The organism is Shewanella morhuae, assembly GCF_003028295.1.
GTDB lineage: Bacteria > Pseudomonadota > Gammaproteobacteria > Enterobacterales > Shewanellaceae > Shewanella > Shewanella morhuae.
Window position 1 is genome coordinate 1909502 of the sequence record NZ_PYSG01000002.1, and the last position, 18426, is coordinate 1927927.

At 43.5% G+C, this 18426-nt stretch carries 14 protein-coding genes; 9 read left to right on the forward strand and 5 right to left on the reverse strand.

Going from position 1 to position 18426, the window contains the following annotated elements:
* Positions 1-436: 436 nt before the first annotated feature.
* The gene (gene pflB / locus C9I43_RS08825) at positions 437-2719 is read left to right on the forward strand and encodes a formate C-acetyltransferase (RefSeq protein WP_107883199.1); all 2283 of its coding nucleotides are present in this window, start codon (positions 437-439) and stop codon (positions 2717-2719) included.
* Between the two features lie 64 nt (positions 2720-2783).
* The gene (gene pflA / locus C9I43_RS08830) at positions 2784-3524 is read left to right on the forward strand and encodes a pyruvate formate lyase 1-activating protein (protein WP_076499994.1); all 741 of its coding nucleotides are present in this window, start codon (positions 2784-2786) and stop codon (positions 3522-3524) included.
* A gap of 34 nt (positions 3525-3558) precedes the next feature.
* On the opposite strand, the gene yfbV is transcribed toward pflA, so the two are convergent.
* On the reverse strand, positions 3559-4002 hold the full coding sequence (gene yfbV / locus C9I43_RS08835; protein ID WP_107883200.1) for a terminus macrodomain insulation protein YfbV: 444 nt from the start codon (positions 4000-4002) through the stop codon (positions 3559-3561).
* Between the two features lie 154 nt (positions 4003-4156).
* Here yfbV and ackA point away from each other — a divergent pair, with 154 nt between their 5' ends.
* The 3 genes from ackA (at position 4157) to C9I43_RS08850 (ending at position 8538) form a co-directional block, all read left to right on the forward strand.
* Positions 4157-5356, forward strand: a complete 1200-nt coding sequence (gene ackA / locus C9I43_RS08840) for an acetate kinase (protein ID WP_076499992.1) — start codon at positions 4157-4159, stop codon at positions 5354-5356.
* 109 nt (positions 5357-5465) lie between these two features.
* Complete coding sequence (gene pta, locus C9I43_RS08845; protein ID WP_076499990.1) at positions 5466-7622, forward strand: phosphate acetyltransferase; 2157 nt, start codon at positions 5466-5468, stop codon at positions 7620-7622.
* A 481-nt stretch (positions 7623-8103) separates the two neighbouring features.
* A complete protein-coding gene (locus C9I43_RS08850; protein WP_076499988.1) occupies positions 8104-8538 on the forward strand; it encodes a nuclear transport factor 2 family protein in 435 nt (144 codons plus the stop codon).
* A gap of 668 nt (positions 8539-9206) precedes the next feature.
* On the opposite strand, the gene C9I43_RS08860 is transcribed toward C9I43_RS08850, so the two are convergent.
* Entirely contained in the window at positions 9207-10124 is a 918-nt protein-coding gene (locus C9I43_RS08860; RefSeq protein ID WP_076499986.1) for a class I SAM-dependent methyltransferase, read from the reverse strand.
* A 6-nt stretch (positions 10125-10130) separates the two neighbouring features.
* Positions 10131-11240 carry an AI-2E family transporter gene (locus C9I43_RS08865; protein ID WP_076499985.1) on the reverse strand — a complete coding sequence of 370 codons (1110 nt, stop codon included), beginning with the start codon at positions 11238-11240 and terminating at the stop codon, positions 10131-10133.
* A 101-nt stretch (positions 11241-11341) separates the two neighbouring features.
* Here C9I43_RS08865 and folX point away from each other — a divergent pair, with 101 nt between their 5' ends.
* From folX to gltS, 3 genes are all read left to right on the forward strand, one after another.
* A complete protein-coding gene (gene folX / locus C9I43_RS08870) occupies positions 11342-11704 on the forward strand; it encodes a dihydroneopterin triphosphate 2'-epimerase (protein ID WP_076499983.1) in 363 nt (120 codons plus the stop codon).
* 82 nt (positions 11705-11786) lie between these two features.
* On the forward strand, positions 11787-12677 hold the full coding sequence (locus C9I43_RS08875) for a TIGR01777 family oxidoreductase (protein ID WP_107883202.1): 891 nt from the start codon (positions 11787-11789) through the stop codon (positions 12675-12677).
* Positions 12678-13189: 512 nt separating this feature from the next.
* Entirely contained in the window at positions 13190-14413 is a 1224-nt protein-coding gene (gene gltS / locus C9I43_RS08880) for a sodium/glutamate symporter (RefSeq protein ID WP_107883203.1), read from the forward strand.
* Between the two features lie 112 nt (positions 14414-14525).
* Here the strand turns inward: gltS and C9I43_RS08885 are convergent, their stop codons facing one another.
* The gene (locus C9I43_RS08885; RefSeq protein WP_107883204.1) at positions 14526-17003 is read right to left on the reverse strand and encodes an ABC transporter permease; all 2478 of its coding nucleotides are present in this window, start codon (positions 17001-17003) and stop codon (positions 14526-14528) included.
* 2 nt (positions 17004-17005) lie between these two features.
* A complete protein-coding gene (locus tag C9I43_RS08890) occupies positions 17006-17746 on the reverse strand; it encodes an ABC transporter ATP-binding protein (protein ID WP_107883205.1) in 741 nt (246 codons plus the stop codon).
* An 82-nt stretch (positions 17747-17828) separates the two neighbouring features.
* On the opposite strand from C9I43_RS08890, the gene C9I43_RS08895 reads away from it, so the two are divergent.
* A complete protein-coding gene (locus C9I43_RS08895; protein ID WP_107884096.1) occupies positions 17829-18398 on the forward strand; it encodes an arylesterase in 570 nt (189 codons plus the stop codon).
* Positions 18399-18426: the final 28 nt, after the last annotated feature.

Below are 18426 nucleotides of genomic sequence, written 5' to 3' on the forward strand. Positions count from 1 at the left end.
CTGTACAGATTGAATTTACACTCTGTAAAACTCTAATGTCACACTAGGTTAAAAAGCGTGCTGTAATCCTTATAGTGACCAATAAATGTTACCTAGCTAACAAATTTAGGATTAACCAACCACAAACTATTCCCTTTAAGATGTGATAGTCAGTGACCTATGCTAATATGCACATGGACAATTGGTCTTACCAATTAAAGGAATCATCGGTAACCGATAATAGCAGTAGCAATTGTTGTCATCTTATCGGCTATCAATAGACAGACTTTTGGAGTGACTGCGTTAATAAAGTAACACGCACTTCAAAATCCAGTTCCCATCATAGGGCGTCATCATGAAGGGAGCTTTATTTCAGGAATTAGCTATTGGCTTATACTCAGCATCGCTTCACGCTGATCGCCAATAACCTTTATCTAAACCAGAAGGTATTAGTACGATGACCGAAAAAACTGAACTATTTGCCAACGCATGGGAAGGTTTTACCCCAGGCGATTGGAAATCTGAAGTCAATGTCCGCGACTTTATTCAACAAAACTACACACCGTTTGAAGGTAATGAGTCATTCCTTGCAGGTGCCACTGACGCAACCACAAAACTGTGGGACAAAGTCATGGATGGTATCAAACAGGAAAACCGTACCCACGCACCGGTTGATTTCGATACTAAGATGGTTTCTACCATCACCTCTCACGACGCTGGCTACATCAATAAAGAATTAGAAACTATCGTTGGCTTACAAACAGATGCGCCGCTTAAACGCGCTATGTTGCCTAACGGTGGTATTCGTATGGTGGAAAGTTCATGTGCCGCCTACAATCGCGAGTTAGATGCAGATGTTAAATACATCTATTCAGAACTGCGTAAAACCCATAACCAAGGCGTGTTCGATGTGTACACCCCAGAAATTATGGCTTGTCGTAAGTCCGGTATTTTAACCGGTTTGCCTGACGCTTATGGCCGTGGCCGCATTATTGGTGACTATCGCCGCGTGGCGCTTTACGGTATCGATTATTTAATGAAAGATAAGTTTGCCCAATTTGGTTCACTGCAAGCGCAGTTTGAAGCGGGTGAAGAATTATCGAGTGTGATTCAATTACGTGAAGAAATCGCCGAGCAACACCGTGCTCTGGGCCAAATGAAAAAAATGGCCGCAAAATATGGCTGTGACATTTCACTCCCTGCAACCACTGCACAAGAAGCAATTCAATGGACTTACTTCGGCTATTTAGCTGCAGTGAAAAGCCAAAACGGTGCAGCGATGTCATTAGGCCGTACCTCTTCATTCCTCGATATTTATATTGAACGCGATCTTAAAAAAGGCACCTTAACTGAGCAACAAGCTCAGGAAATGATTGACCATTTCGTGATGAAATTACGTATGGTGCGCTTCCTACGTACCCCAGAATACGATGAACTATTCTCTGGCGACCCTATTTGGGCGACAGAATCTATCGGCGGTATGGGTATAGACGGCCGTACGTTAGTGACTAAATCAAGCTTCCGTTTCTTGAACACCCTTTATACTATGGGTCCAAGCCCAGAGCCAAACATCACCGTATTGTGGTCAAAACAACTCCCAGTTGGTTTCAAAGAGTATTGTGCCAAAGTGTCTATTGACACCAGCTCAATCCAATACGAAAACGATGATTTAATGCGTCCAGACTTCCAATCTGACGATTATGCTATCGCCTGTTGTGTAAGCCCAATGGTTGTGGGTAAACACATGCAGTTCTTCGGTGCACGCGCTAACTTAGCTAAAACCATGCTATATGCGATTAACGGCGGCGTTGACGAAAAACTGAAAATCCAAATTGCCCCTAAAGCTGCCCCTATCACCGACGCCGTATTAGACTTTGATGATGTGATGACTCGTTTAGATGGCTTAATGGATTGGTTAGCAACGCAATATGTCACAGCACTGAACTCAATCCATTACATGCACGACAAGTACTCTTACGAAGCGGCCCTAATGGCGCTACACGACAGAGACGTTCGTCGCACTATGGCTTGTGGTATTGCGGGTTTATCTATCGCAGCCGACTCACTGTCAGCCATCAAATTCGCGACCGTAAAACCAGTTCGTGATGAAAATGGGATTGCAGTTGATTTCGACATCAGTGGTGACTATCCAAAATTTGGTAACAACGATCCACGTGTTGATGATATCGCCTGTGACTTAGTTGAACGTTTTATGGCGAAAATCCGTGACCGTAAAATGTACCGTAATGCTATCCCAACGCAGTCGATTCTGACGATTACCTCAAACGTAGTTTACGGTAAGAAAACCGGTAACACGCCAGACGGTCGTCGTTCAGGAGCACCGTTTGCACCGGGCGCAAACCCCATGCATGGCCGTGATGAAAAAGGCGCTATCGCCTCATTAACCTCAGTCGCTAAACTGCCGTTTGCCCACGCTCAAGATGGTATCTCTTACACCTTCTCAATCGTGCCAAACGCGCTAGGTAAAGATGAGGGTGCTCGCCGGACTAACTTATCAGCATTGATGGACGGATATTTCGACCACAATGACAAAAAAGAAGGTGGTCAGCACTTAAACGTCAACGTGATGAACCGTGAGATGCTTGAAGATGCCATCAAACATCCAGAAAAGTATCCACAACTGACCATACGAGTCTCTGGCTATGCGGTGCGCTTCAACTCACTGACACCAGAACAGCAGCAAGATGTGATCACGCGTACATTTACTAAAGGTCTATAAGCTAAATTAGGTGGGGCTATAGTAGACTAATGCTATAGCCTACTTAATTAAAACAGGAGTCACAATGGCAGTTATTGGTCGAGTCCATTCGGTGGAATCCTTTGGCACAGTAGATGGTCCAGGCATACGGTTTATCACCTTTATGCAAGGCTGTTTAATGCGCTGCCAGTATTGCCATAACCGTGACACTTGGGATCTTGATGGCGGTAAAGAAGTGCTGGTTGATGAGCTCATGAGCCAAATCACCAGCTATCGACCTTTTCTTGATGCCAGCAATGGCGGCGTGACTGCCAGTGGGGGTGAAGCCATTTTACAGGCCGAATTCGTTGCTGAATTATTCGCAGCCTGCAAAAAAGAAGGGATCCATACCTGTTTAGATACCAATGGTTTTGTGCGTAAGTACACGCCAGTGATTGATGAGTTACTCGACAACACAGACTTAGTATTACTGGACATCAAACATATGAATGATGACAAGCATATTGAGTTAACCAAAGTCAGTAACCATAGAACGCTGGAATTTGCGCAATACTTGGCAAAACGTAATCAACCCACTTGGATACGTTATGTGGTATTAGATGGCTTTACCAATGATGAAGCATCGGCATTACAACTGGCAGAGTTTATCAAACCGATGAAGAACATTGAAAAGGTAGAGTTACTGCCCTATCACGAATTAGGTAAACACAAGTGGGAAGCCATGGGCGAACACTATCAGCTTGATGGAGTATCACCTCCAAGCCGAGAAACCATGGAAAAAATCAAAGCAGTATTTGTACAGCAAGGAATTAACGCGATTTATTAATTGGCGATGACAAAATAGCTCATATGGATAAGGCTTAAAGCTCTTCCCAATAACTGCTATCTAAACGTTCAAAGGCTATTTTTAAAATCAGTGCCATATCAAGATAACAGGCCTTAGCGCCTAAGTTTTGGCAATTGATCCCCATGGAAGACAACTTAGCACTGAGCTGATTGCTCCAGTCGAATAATGATAACGGTAGAGGATGGCGCGCACGCCAACCTAGCCATAATAAGCCCTGTAATGGCAGGCTAACAAAAAATAAACCGAGCGTTGCCGCTTGAGGCAGAAATGCCCAACCATGGATATATATCTGGCTGATGCTCACCAAAATAGCCAGTACTGGCATAACAAGTATGGCTAACTGAGTCGCTCGGACAACGCGATACTCAGGGAAATAAAAACCCAGTTGTCTAACCATCGGCCAAGTCTTCATATAACGATGACCATCGCCTAAGGTTTTAATAATTTTTATGTTCAATGTTTAATACTCAATGTTAGCCACCTACAACAATGGAATACTGCTTTACCATAGCACAATCTGGCGAATCGTCCCAAGACAGTGATGGTAAAAAAACCTGTAGTTCCTGACTTTTTGAATCGTTATTTTAAATACAATAGTAAAGGGTTTTCACATGTCTAATAAACTGGTTTTAGTTCTCAATTGCGGTAGCTCTTCTCTCAAATTTGCCATTATTGACGCACAAACAGGTGACGATAAAATATCCGGCTTAGCAGAATGCTTTGGCTTAGAAAATTCACGTATTAAATGGAAAACCGACGGCGAAAAACATGAAGCAGCCTTAGGTGCATTTACTGCCCACCGTGAAGCGGTTGAATACATCGTTAATAAAATTCTTGCTGGGCAACCAGAATTAGCCGCTGAAATTCAAGCGGTTGGCCATCGTATTGTTCACGGCGGCGAAAAGTTTACTCGCTCTATGATCATTGATGAAAGCGTAATTAAAGGTATTGAAGATTGTGCCTCATTAGCACCACTGCACAATCCAGCTCATCTCATCGGCATCCGCGCGGCAATCGCCTCTTTTCCTAAATTGCCACAAGTTGCAGTGTTTGATACTGCTTTTCACCAAAGCATGCCAGACCACGCCTATATTTACGCCCTACCCTACAAATTGTATCGCGAGCACGGTATCCGTCGTTACGGCATGCATGGCACCAGTCATTTATTTGTTAGCCGTGAAGCAGCAAAAATGCTCAACAAGCCCATTGAAGAAACTAACGTTATCTGTGCGCATTTGGGTAATGGCGCATCTGTTACGGCGATTAAAGGTGGCAAAAGTGTTGACACTTCAATGGGCTTAACCCCATTGGAAGGTTTGGTGATGGGCACACGCTGTGGCGATATAGACCCTTCAATTATTTATCATTTAGTACATCAACTGGGTTACACCTTAGAAGAAGTCAATAACCTGATGAATAAGCAAAGTGGTCTACTAGGTATTTCCGAGTTAACTAACGATTGCCGCGGCATCGAAGAAGGTTACGCTGACGGCCATAAAGGTGCGACTTTAGCCTTAGAGATTTTCTGCTACCGTTTGGCTAAATACATTGCCTCTTATACTGTGCCACTTGGGCGTTTAGATGCCGTTGTGTTCACTGGCGGTATTGGTGAAAACTCAGACTTAATTCGTGAAAAAGTATTAAACATGTTGGCAATCTTTAATTTCCATGTCGATAGCGAACGCAACAAGGCGGCTCGTTTTGGTAAGCAAGGCATTATCACCCAAGATAAAGGCACAATTGCCATGGTAATCCCAACAAATGAAGAATGGGTTATCGCTGAAGATTCGATTAAACTGATCAACAAATAAAATAGAGCTAAGCCGTTTACTCTAAACGGCTTTACTATTTAACTTACCGTATTCATAAGTAAATTTGCAGAAAACATTCTGCCCAAAAACATCTAAACTAGAGGTTTTTATGTCTCGTAATATTATGTTAATCCCCATAGGTATAGGCGTTGGCCTCACCTCTTTAAGTCTTGGGATGGTTCGCGCATTAGAGCGCCACGGGGTTAAAGTACAGTTTTTCAAGCCTATTTCCCAGCTTAGACCAAATGATATCGGCCCTGAACGTTCAACCACCATTCTCAGCAAATCGCCGACGGTTAACCCGCTAGAGCCCTTCGATATGGCCCATGCAGAGGCCTTAATTCGTGCTGACCAAACCGATGTATTAATGGAGCAAATCATTGCCCGTGCGGCCGATTGTGCCAGTAATACTGAGACGTTAATTGTTGAGGGTTTAGTACCAACTCGTAATCATCCCTTTGCTGACGATGTGAACTATGCCATTGCCAAAGCTATGGATGCTGACGTCATTTTTATTGCAACTCCTGGTAGCGATAACTCAACAGAATTAATGAACCGTCTCGAAATTGCGTATAACTCTTGGGGCGGGACAAAAAATAAACGCTTAATTGGCGCAATAATCAACAAGATTGGTGCGCCAGTCGATGAGGAAGGTCGTACTCGCCCTGACTTATCTGAAGTCTTTGATAGCCAAGGTATGCAATACACTAATGCCAGCGGTATGTTTCAGCTACCCATTAAGAGTCCGCTGCGTATCTTAGGTACCGTGCCATACAATCTTGATCTAGTTGCGCCGCGCGCCTCAGATCTGGCTAAACATTTAAGTGCACGTATTCTTAATGCTGGCGAAATGCACACCCGCCGTCTACGTAAAGTGACTTTCTGTGCACGTAGTATCCCTAATATGGTCACCCATATTAAAACTGACTCATTACTTGTCACTTCAGGCGATCGCTCCGATGTCATCGTATCGGCCTGCCTTGCAGCCATGAATGGTGTCAAGATTGGTGCTCTACTACTAACAGGCAGTTATGTACCTGAGCCTGAAATTCTCAAACTGTGTGAGCAAGCCTTTGAAACGGGTTTACCTGTTTTTTTAATCGACAGTAACACTTGGCAAACATCGCTTAATATTCAGCGCTTTGATCATGAAGTGCCTGTTGATGATGCGGTACGTGTCGATCTCGTGCAGGATTATGTGGCAAGCCATATTGACCAAACATGGATTGAAAGCGTCACCAAAAACTTGCCCCGTGAGCATCGTTTATCGCCACCAGCTTTTCGCTATAAACTTACCGAACTTGCCCGCGCAGCCCACAAGACCGTGGTACTACCAGAAGGTGATGAGCCGCGTACTATTAAAGCGGCGGCAATTTGCGCCGAACGTGGTATTGCTCGCTGTGTGCTTTTAGGTAAAAAAGATGAAATCTTACGTATCGCCGCACAGCAAGATGTGGTGTTAGGTGAAGGTGTTATTATTATCGATCCAGAGGAAGTACGCGATCGTTACGTAGAACCTATGTTGGAACTACGTCGTAGCAAAGGTTTGACTGAAGTCGTTGCTAAAGAGCAGTTAGAAGACAATATGGTGCTCGGCACTATGATGCTAGCCCAAGACGAAGTCGACGGTATTGTTTCTGGCGCGGTTAACACCACGGCCAATACTATTCGCCCACCGCTACAACTGATTAAAACGGCGCCGGGTTCAAGCTTAGTTTCATCCATCTTCTTTATGCTGATGCCGGACCAAGTGCTCATTTACGGTGATTGTGCGATTAACCCCGATCCCACTGCTGAACAACTTGCAGATATTGCTATCCAATCGGCGGAATCAGCCAAAGCCTTTGGTATCGAGCCAAGGGTTGCAATGATCAGCTACTCAACCGGTAACTCGGGCACAGGTTCTGATGTCGATAAAGTACGAGAAGCAACGCGTATTGCTAAAGAAAAGCGCCCAGATCTCATTATTGATGGTCCATTGCAATATGATGCGGCAGTTATGCCAAATGTTGCCCAATCTAAGGCGCCCAATAGCCCTGTTGCTGGTCAAGCCACTGTTTTCGTATTTCCAGACCTCAACACTGGTAACACAACTTATAAAGCCGTACAGCGAAGCGCTGACTTAATTAGCATTGGCCCTATGCTGCAAGGCATGCGTAAACCCGTAAACGATTTATCTCGCGGCGCGCTAGTTGATGATATTGTCTACACGATCGCCTTAACCGCGATACAAGCAGCCCAAAATGATGCCGCTAAAAGTGAATAAAATCGTTTAATATTAATAGCAAAAACTGACTAAAAGCATTGGTTAATTCCAATGCTTTTTTTATGTTTACGTTTTGTGTTAGCAACACAGCTAAACGTAGAAACGTCTTTACAGATAAAGTTAATCGGCAAATATCGGAGATAAAAATGTGACAACAACGGGAAGGTGTAGCATTAATAATGTTAAGCAAACAAATAAAAATATCCACTGATGATTGACGGTTTGTACACTAAGAGTAAATGCGTCACTTTTTAACCAGCAAATAAAGCAATAAAATATCAGACACTTACAAAGTATCACCGAAGTCTTCAACATAGTTTTCCACAGTTTTTGTGGATAACCTTTTTAAGCAGTGACTAACTATATGCCATAACCACAACGCTAGAGTCAACTCATTTTTACACCATAGGCAATTAGGACAACACTTGTACATTCAAGCTAAAATCGCGATACTCGATACAAATTTCAATAACTAAAACTTATGCGAACACTATTCTTTATTACTTTACTGTTTCTTTTTGGTTGTGGTGATCCTGCAGTTAAAGAGGACCATCAACTCACACCAGAAGAAGTGAGTTTAGGCTTTTTTAAAGCTGTTTATGTCGAGCGTGATATAGAGCAAGCAAAGCAATACGTTGACGATCCGATCAAACAAGTCATGACCCATTACCATATTGCTAGCGCGGTGCAGCGCAATATGCTGAGCCTATCGATGACCAATGTGGAAATGGAAGTTTCTGATATTGATATCGACTTCTTCCGCAGATTTACTCAAGACGTCATGGTAGTCGTTAAGATGAAAGGCCTTAAAGGTGGTCAACCCTGGATTGATGATAGAACCATACGCTTACACAAAATCGGCGGAAAATGGCTTATTGTCGAACTCATGCCAGAAAAACGTAAAGTCAACGGCTAAACGATTAAAAAATCAAATAGTTAAAATTCATATAGTGTTCAAAACGGTTACTCATTCTATTTTTGGGCAAAAAAATAGCAACCTCAAGGTTGCTATTTTAATGTGCTTGTTTTGTTACTTTCGACTCATCAGTACCGTCAGTGTAATCGTAAGTTATTATGCTTTAACGACTTCTTCTTCGCTTTGTACAGGTAAAGACTCAAGTACATCGTCTTTCACTTGATAATAAGCATTTTCGTATTCATGAATTTCCATAACAACTCCAGCTTGGTTGGGTAAGGTCGCAGAGGCATGTCCTTCTGTGTCGACATTTTGCCTATGAGGAAAGAGGTATATTCCGTGCACAGGAGTATACCAAAGCACAATCAATAATTACAGAAAACCTTCAGTTTCGTTTCATATAAAATAGGTTTTAAGTGTAATTTATCGCCAAGGTCGCCTAAAGCCGTATGCGAAAATGAAATACTTTCACCGGTTACCTACATTCAATCTTGAAAATACTCATCTTTGTATACTAAGCATGCTACCAAACGTGACTTAATGAAGGGCCGACTGATGATTATCATGATGCCTTAACCTCCCCTACAACCTTGGCTTAATATTCTGCTGAGTATGCTCGCCCCATAAAAAAGGCCAGTAAATACTGGCCGTTAAAGTTAAACATATTATTAAACGGCAGCAGACCTGCAATAGCGCAGTACCTTAAGTGACTTATCTTCTGACACATCCATAAACGCCGGCGGATTATCTAGTCGCGTTATGTATTCTAATGTTGGCGCCGCATCGGTGACTTGTTGGCGTAAAAAAGCAGTATCGAGTTCTGGCGCATTTAAACAGAGCAATACTTCGCCATTGTTGGCCAGTAACTCAGGTAACCGTCGAATTAAGCGGACATAATCTTTGGTCGCCACAAAGCTACCCTTCTGATTACTTGGCGGATCAGCCACTATAATGTCGTAGGGGCCAAGCTTTTTTAGTTTACCCCACGATTTAAAAATATCATGGGGTAAAAAACGTGCTCCTGCGCTAAAACCGTTTAGTAAATGATTCTGTTTCCCAATACTTAGTGCTCCTTTACTCATGTCGATATTAACCACTTCATCGGCGCCGCCTTGTAATGCCGCAACCGAGAAACCACATGTATAGGCAAACAAATTAAGTACTTTTTTATAGCGAACATTCGCTCGTATCCATTCACGGCCATTAGCCATATCGAGAAATAGACCGTGGTTTTGTCCACGCATCAGATGCACCTGAAATTGCGCTCCATTTTCACTAACAATATGCGGTTCGGGTACTTCACCCTGCAGTAACTGAGTGAACGTTTCTCCGCCGCTGCGATATTGATAGACAAGATTCAATGGGCTATTAGGGCATAAAATCTGCCACCGCAGCGCAATGGCCTGCTGGCAAGTGGCTAAGTCAACGTCTTCTAAGGGAATAAAGCTAGTCAGTAATAACACGGGCGAAAACCAATCTAAACAGAGGTGCTCACACCCCGCATAATGCCCACCGCGGCCGTGAAATAACCGCACCGCATCATCACCCAACTCAATTGTCGCTAACGCTTGTATAAAACTTTGCATTTTCTCTTACTTACTCTCAGTTGTACTGGTATCGATTTCATCGCCAGCTGAAGTCTCATTAGCCCTATTATTGACGATATAGTCATCGTCGACATCGTCCGATAATAAAATGGCTAACCAGTTACCGCTCTTACTCGATTCGAGGGCAATTTTTACCACCATTGTCAGCGGTACAGACAGCAACATGCCTACAGAGCCAAGCAACCAGCCCCAAAAAATTAATGATAAAAACACCACTAAGGTCGATAAACCTAAGCCGCGGCCCATAAATTTAGGCTCAATAATATTGCCCATAATCATGTTAACACCCACATACAGCAATGTGGTCGCCCCCGCTGCCGCAGGGCCCAGCTGAATAAACGCCAACAACACCGCAGGGATAGCAGCAATGATTGAACCAATATTAGGAATGTAATTAAACAGGAAAGCGACGACCGCCCACAGCAGCGCATAATCAACGCCTATGATAGACAATCCAATCCCTACAATGATACCTGTGGCTAAACTCACTAGAGTTTTGATCACCATATATTGATTCACTGATTGTAAAAAACGCTCAATCTGCTGTAAGCGCATATCGGGATCGTCCAGCGCCAAATGTAATTTTTTAGGCAGCGATTGCGCCTCAAACAACATAAACACAATCGTTAGAATGATCAGAAATAAGTTCGCCATCACATTACCAACACCCGACAACATATTCGTCGTCATTGATAAGGCCATGCCAGGATCAAAATAAGCTAATACTTGATCCTTAGAAATGCGGATATTGAAGTTATCTAACTTTTGCAATATCCATTCAAACTGTTCAATTAACTGCACTCGATATTGGGGTAATTGCTTTGAAAATTCGTTAATAGAACTGCCAACAACCGAGGCTAACCATAAGCCCATTAGCACAATAAAGCCCATCAGTAGGATAACAGCCAGCCATTTAGGCAGACGAAATCGGGTCATTAAACCGATTGCAGGATTACAGACCACAGCCAAAAAGCTTGACAGCACAAATGGTACGACAATGGGGCTCGCCGCCTTAATTCCGGCCAAAATAATCACCACAAAAGCCATAATCGCAAAGCCACGGTAAGCCGCAGAGGGCGCATTAGGTCGCGTCATGTATTAAAAATCCTTCTTGTTCTGAGATAAAATTGTTAGGCTAAACTGAGATAGCACATAACCCAGTCACTTTAGTTTACTTAAGATAGCCATTTGTCATTATGAAACCAGAAACAGCGATTATACGCATTAAAAACTTAAGACTACGTACTTTTATTGGCATTAAAGACGATGAGATCCAAAATCGCCAAGATGTGATCATTAATATCGTGATCCATTATTGTGCCGCGCAAGCCCGTAATAGTGATAACGTGGAAGATGCACTCAATTACCGCACTATTACGAAAAAAATCATCGAGCTGATTGAGAATAATCGCTTTTCATTACTAGAAAACCTTACCAGCCAAACGTTAGCTATCGCTAGCGAACATGACTGGGTTGAGTTTGCCAGTGTTGAAATAGACAAACCTCACGCCCTGCGTTTTGCCGATTCGGTTTCAATGGAATTATGTTATCAAAAATAATCGCGCAAAAAAGTCGTTTAAGTGATCGCAGCAGGCCGCTACTCGGTATATATCTTCAAAGCTGACAGATAAGAGACCTTACATGAATATACTGATCACTGGCGCAAGCGGTTTTATTGGGCGTCAACTCGTTGAACAATTGGCACCACATCATCAGCTGACATTAGTAACGCGCTCCGTAGCACAAACCCAAAAGATACTCGGCAACCAACATCATTACCTGTCAAGTCTGGATGAGCTGAGTGACTTAAATCACCTTGATGCCATAGTGAATCTCGCTGGTGAACCCATTGTGGCTAAGCGCTGGAGCAAGGCTCAAAAACAACGAATTTGCGATAGTCGTTGGGATATTACGGCAAAATTAACGCAGCTTATAAAGCAGAGTGCTAACCCTCCTAAAGTCATGGTGAGTGGTTCTGCGGTGGGTTATTACGGCCGACATGATGATCAGCTGCTCGATGAAACGAGCGCAGCCCATGCCGAGTTCAGTCATGATATCTGCCAGAAATGGGAACAAGCCGCGCAAGAAGCAAACTCAGAACAAACTCGTGTATGTATTATCCGTATTGGGATTGTACTGGGCAAAGGCGGCGCTTTAGATAAAATGTTACCACCTTTTAAGCTTGGCCTGGGTGGCCCAATAGGCCATGGCCGCCAAGGTATGAGTTGGATCCATGTAAGTGATTTAGTCTCTCTAATACAATTTTTACTCACTCAAGAACACTGCCAAGGAGTCTTTAATGCCACAGCTCCGCACCCTGTCAGTAATGCCGTATTTGCCAAGGCATTAGGCAAAGCGTTAAACCGGCCCGCGCTCATTACAACGCCCCCTTTAGCTTTACGATTAGCGATGGGCGAAATGTCAGAGTTACTCACTGAAGGGCAGTTTGTAATCCCCAAACACGCACTTGAAGCGGGTTTTAAGTTCCAATTTAATGAACTTGAGCCAGCATTAATGGATGTTGTTAGTTGATGATATTCCTGTTTTATCCTTTATGCCGTACTTAACATAAATAGAGAATTAACAAGGCGTTATTACTATAAAAAGCGATTATAATAGAATGCTTAATAAGCACATTTTTACATAACAGTCACAAAACATTTTATCAACATCATGATTTATAAGATGATTTGGCGACAAATAAAAAAAACCCTGCTAGAATCCTCAGCGATTGTTCATAGAAATGGACACATACCACCTTTCTTTAAGCAATCATAATGACCCCCAGTAATACCGTTATTGGCCCCTAATGCCAATAACTTATCCTCAGTATCGTTCCATTAATATGACGGTATTGATCCGTAAACCCGATACGGTTTACATTCGCGCTTATTCATCCTTCTCCATCATTAGGAGATCGACAATATCTGTCTTCAAGGCCAGCGTTTAACACAAAGTATTAATAGGTACTTAATAACTAGATGGGCCAGTCTCATAGCGTTTATGCGCAGAGTCATACCCACAAAAAATTTGTAAGGAATTTTATGCACACAATTTATACGATTGGTGAATTAGAGTCGTTCTTAATTGCCATTTTTGTCCTTTTTATTGGTCACTCTATCAATCGCCATGTGCGTGTTTTTAAAAAATATAATATCCCTGAACCTATCGTTGGTGGGTTAGTTATCGCCGCCGTCATTGCCATATTGCATGTTCAAAATATAACCCTCGCCTTCTCCCTTTCAATGCAAAATACCCTAATGCTAATGTTCTTTAGCACTATCGGCCTCTCTGCAAACTACAAACTGTTACTCAGTGGTGGGAAAAAAGTCTTCATTTTTTTGGGGGTAGCGTCGGTTTATATCATTATTCAAAATGCAGTCGGTGTTAGTTTAGCCAGTCTATTAGGCCTCGAACCCATCATGGGGCTTATCGCAGGCTCTATCACACTTTCAGGTGGTCACGGTACTGGCGTGGCATGGTCACAAACATTCGCTGATAACTACGGTATCAATACCTTAGAATTTGCCATGGCAGCCGCAACCTTTGGTTTAGTCATGGGTGGGATTATTGGTGGACCTGTTGCCCAGCGATTAATCAGTAAACATAACCTTGTTTCTTCTTATGGCATTGGTCGTAAAAATCATACTGAACATCCGCATTTAGTCACTTATGATCAGCTAGAAGAAGATCATGTAACGGCAAAAACCATTCTTGAAACTTTATTTGTCCTTTTATTATGTGTTGCGGGAGCTCAATGGTTTGCCAGTTGGATTGCTCAATCTGGTGTCGCTTGGTTAAAAATGCCCGACTTCGTATATGCTCTTTTCTTCGGGGTTATCATCGCCAACATTACTGAACTCACCCGTGGTTATAAACTTCATACTGAAAGTATTGATGTGATTGGCACGGTTTCGTTATCGCTATTTTTGTCTATGGCATTGATGAGTTTAAAATTATGGGAAATTTTTGATTTAGCCATTCCCCTGCTCATTATTCTATTAGTACAAACAGCAGTAATGGCATTGTTTGCCTATTTTGTGACATTTAAAATCATGGGCAGTAATTATGATGCAGCGGTCATCACAGGTGGGCATTGTGGCTTTGGGATGGGGGCAACACCAACAGCAGTAATGAACATGGGCGCGTTAGTATCACGTACAGGGCCATCACCTCAAGCTTTTATGGTTGTCCCGATTGTCGGCGCCTTCTTTATTGATATCGCTAACTTAATTATATTACAGGGCTATTTAAACTTTATGATGTGATTGGTATAAATCGTAGCGTGTAAGTTTGGTTTAGCCCAATAGTAAAAAGCCCCTAAGCTATTATAGATTAGGGGCTTTTTGTTTCATTATTGTTTCACAATCCACATCACGGCTAGCTGCCTGACTTTAATAACTCCGCGCAGGATTGATTAAGTAATTGACGGCAGCGCCATATACCCAGTAATGCGACCAGCAAAGCACCGGAAAGTGGTGCAATAGCCCACCATGGCCAGTGCATATATACATTAAGTTCAAACACTTGAGTTTTAAGTAGATACAAAGCAAATTCAGCCACAATCACCGCTAACACGCCCGCAATGCCACCTAGCAAAGCAAACTCTAAGCCAGTTGCACTGCGTAATAACCAGCCCGACGCCCCAAAGGTACGCAGCACTGCCAATTCGCGCTGTCGAGTTGCCATACCAGCCTCAGTCTGTGCAATCAATACTAAGACACTGGCCAATAGCACCAGTGCTAACACTAAGGTCAGTGATAATGACACTTGCTCAATAATCTGTCGCAACTGCGCCACCATAGCGCCGACATCGATAATAGAGATAGTCGGAAATTGCTGTATGAGCGCGAGGATCACCGCATCTTTAGACGTACCATCAACATTCATCGCTTCATTTAAATAAAAACTCGCCATTGAGGTATAAGCAAAAGGCGCAAGAGCTTCTTGGGTGAAAATCATAAAAAAGTTCGGTTGCAGTGTTTCCCAGTGCACAGCACGGATACTGGCGACCTTTACTATGAGTTCTTTATTATCAATAATATAAGTGAGGTTATCACCAATGCTAATGCCTAAACGATCCGCGACACCTGATTCTACTGATACCTCATCGGCAGCTTGATTAAAATCTCCTTCCAGCAGTTCATTATTGGCTGGCAAGCTATTACGCCATGTTAGGTTGAGCTCACGGGAAATACCAACTCTGCCTTTTTCACCCGCTTCAGACTGCTCATTCGAAATCAACGCCTCACCGTTGATTTGGGTTAAACGGCCGCGGATCACTGGGTAAATATCCGTTGCCGCTATCCCCTTAGCCGTCATGAAATCATTTAAGGGTTTGGCATCATCGGGGGCGATATTGACCAGAAAATAGTTAGGTGCATTCTCTGGCAACTGTTTTTGCCATTCATTAAGCAAATCTTGCCTTAAGGCCAAAATCGTCAATAGCAATACTAAGGCGGCACTAAAACCGACTAATTGCAGAACGTTCTGCCGCGCACGACGCCTTAATCCCGCTAAAGCTAACTGGAGTGGATTAGTGGTTTTCATCCCAACACTATGGCCCAAGCGGATCATCACCCACCCTAGTAACCCGAGTAATACTCCAAGTAACAATGCAGCGGCGACCACAGTCAGCGTCAAGGCCCAGCTTTGCGAGTACAAATATCCCAGCAGTGCCATCGCACTTAGACTCAGTAATAAGTGTAACCACATACCCAGCTGCAAACCTTCTAACTGACGCTGTAGTACTCGCAGTGGTGGAATGGCCAATAAACGCATCAATGGATAGGCCGAAAACATGAAGGCACTGATCAATCCAGTACCAATACCGAGCAACAAAGGCCGCGTCAGTGGCGGTGAATAAGCCGCTATTTCAGCGGGTAGTAAATGACTAATCCCCAAATCCAACAACACACCACCGATTAAACCAAGCACAATACCCAGCAAAGTCACCAGCAATAAATGCATACCAAACAGTAAGCGAATTTGCTTTGCCGAAGCGCCAAAGGTTTTCAGCATAGCAACAACATCATAATGACGCTGACAATAGCGCTGGGCGGCAATACCTATCGCAGCGCAGGCCAGTGCAATACCCATTAAACTAGCCAGTAGTAAAAAGCGCTCTGCGCGTTTTACAGCTTCGGCAATTGGCGAGTCGCCAGATTGCACATCAACCCAACGTTGGGTGCTATTTAACTGTGGTTTAACGCTTTGTTCAAAGGCGGTAAGCGAGGCTTCATCTCCCGCAAATTGATACAAATAAGTGACGCGACTCCCAGGTTGGATCACCCCCGTTTTCGCCACATCTTCCATGCGCATTAATATTACGGGCGAAGAAGCAAAAGGATTAAAACCTGCATCGGGTAAGCGGCTAATTTCATCACTGAGCACAAACTCACTGTTACCTAACTCTATGGACTTTGGATAACCCAACAGTCCACCTAAGCGGCTCTCAAACCAGATTTCATCAGCTTGAGGTAACGCTTTAGTTTTACCGTTTATCAGTTCAATTTCGCCCTTAAGTGGATAACCCGCCTCTACAGCGCGCACTGTCACTAATTGAAACTTATCTCCCGAATAAACCATCGAATTAAACTGCATGTTAGTGACATGCTTAAGCCCAAGCTCATCCGCCTTGGCGAGAATCGCCGCGTCGATTTTAACTGGCGAATCAATAATACGGTCGGCAGCAATAAACTCTGTAGCCTGGCCCGTAATCGCCACTTGTAGGCGCTCGCTTACCCGCGCTAATCCACTTACAGACAATACCGCAAGGGTAATCGCCAGAATAATCAATAACAACTGACCTTGCTGTAACTCACGCTTAAACAGGCGCCATGCCAGACTTAACTCCATTATTAAGCCTCCTTAGTATCAGCAAGTATTGCAGCATCACGTAAAGAATTAGCGTTATCTTCTTGTAAATGACCGTTATCCATCACTAACTGCCGCTGACAGCGTTTGGCTAGCAGCAGATCATGGGTAACAAGAATCAGAGTGGTATGGCTTTCTTGATTAAGCTCAAACAACATATCAGCAATTTTATGCCCGTTTACGCTGTCTAAATTGCCTGTTGGCTCATCGGCAAACAGCACTTTAGGTTCACAAATAAAAGCACGGGCAATCGCGACTCTTTGTTGCTCCCCACCCGAAAGCTGCTTAGGTAAATGGGTCAAACGATGGGATAAGCCAACGCGCTCTAACATAGCTTGCGCTTTATCTTTAGCATTGCGAACGCCAGCAAGCTCGGCAGGTAGCATGACGTTCTCGAGTGCGGTTAAGGTATCAACCAACATAAAGGATTGAAAAATAAAGCTGACCTTTTGTTTACGTAGTGCCGCTTTTTGTTCTTCATTGAGTTTTGATAACGCCACGCCATCGAGCCAGATTTCGCCAGAGGTAGGCGTATCCAGCGCCGCAAGCAGCCCTAGCAAGGTAGATTTACCCGATCCCGACGGTCCAAGAATCGCCACACTCTCACCTTGCTTGACATCTAAGTTAATGCCCTTGAGGATAGTGAGCGTCCCTTCTTGGGTAGTCACTGATTTTTCGAGGTTAACAACATTGATGGCACTGTTTTTTAAGATGACGTTAGACATAGGATCCTTTTTATATAAATCGTTCTGGTATCAAACGCTAAGATTTAAATCAGGAGCAAAAGCCCTTGGGGCATGCATGCTCATGAGTGTTTTAATCACTGCGCCAGCTCATGCAGCAAAAGTATTAATTTTTGGCGATAGCTTAGGCGCCAGCTATGGCATGGCACAACAGTTAGGCTGGGTAGCATTACTGCAAAAAAACTTACCCGAACATCAGTTTATCAATGGTTCTGTGAGCGGCGAAACCACCGCGGGTGGCCTACGCCGATTACCAGCCTTACTCGATTCGGTTACCCCAGACCTTGTGGTGGTTGAACTAGGTGGTAATGATGGTTTGCGCGGATTTCCCCCAACCCAACTTGAAAATAATCTAACCAAAATCATTACGCTAACCAAAGATAGCGGAGCAAAAGTGCTACTTACCGAGGTAATGGTACCGCCTAACTATGGCCCTCGCTACACCAAAAAGTTCACCCAAGTGTATCAAGACATATCCAAAGCACAGAATATCGTGTTAATTCCTTTCTTTATGCAAGATATAGCGCCCCATCCAGAGTTAATGCAGCGGGATGGTATTCACCCTAACGAAAAGGCCCAAGAAAAAATTGCGACTTGGATGCAACCGTGGATAGAAAGTGCGCTAATTCAATAAAATAGCGATATTTTTAAGCTAATAAACA

Bases quoted from the DNA above. Each gene is read 5' to 3' on its own strand.
- pflB (WP_107883199.1), top strand. From the start codon at position 437: ATGACCGAAAAAACTGAACTATTTGCCAACGCATGGGAAGGTTTTACC.
- pflA (WP_076499994.1), top strand. From the start codon at position 2,784: ATGGCAGTTATTGGTCGAGTCCATTCGGTGGAATCCTTTGGCACAGTA.
- ackA (WP_076499992.1), top strand. From the start codon at position 4,157: ATGTCTAATAAACTGGTTTTAGTTCTCAATTGCGGTAGCTCTTCTCTC.
- pta (WP_076499990.1), top strand. From the start codon at position 5,466: ATGTCTCGTAATATTATGTTAATCCCCATAGGTATAGGCGTTGGCCTC.
- C9I43_RS08850 (WP_076499988.1), top strand. From the start codon at position 8,104: ATGCGAACACTATTCTTTATTACTTTACTGTTTCTTTTTGGTTGTGGT.
- C9I43_RS08860 (WP_076499986.1), bottom strand. From the start codon at position 10,124: ATGCAAAGTTTTATACAAGCGTTAGCGACAATTGAGTTGGGTGATGAT.
- C9I43_RS08865 (WP_076499985.1), bottom strand. From the start codon at position 11,240: ATGACGCGACCTAATGCGCCCTCTGCGGCTTACCGTGGCTTTGCGATT.
- folX (WP_076499983.1), top strand. From the start codon at position 11,342: ATGAAACCAGAAACAGCGATTATACGCATTAAAAACTTAAGACTACGT.
- C9I43_RS08875 (WP_107883202.1), top strand. From the start codon at position 11,787: ATGAATATACTGATCACTGGCGCAAGCGGTTTTATTGGGCGTCAACTC.
- gltS (WP_107883203.1), top strand. From the start codon at position 13,190: ATGCACACAATTTATACGATTGGTGAATTAGAGTCGTTCTTAATTGCC.
- C9I43_RS08885 (WP_107883204.1), bottom strand. From the start codon at position 17,003: ATGGAGTTAAGTCTGGCATGGCGCCTGTTTAAGCGTGAGTTACAGCAA.
- C9I43_RS08890 (WP_107883205.1), bottom strand. From the start codon at position 17,746: ATGTCTAACGTCATCTTAAAAAACAGTGCCATCAATGTTGTTAACCTC.
- C9I43_RS08895 (WP_107884096.1), top strand. From the start codon at position 17,829: ATGAGTGTTTTAATCACTGCGCCAGCTCATGCAGCAAAAGTATTAATT.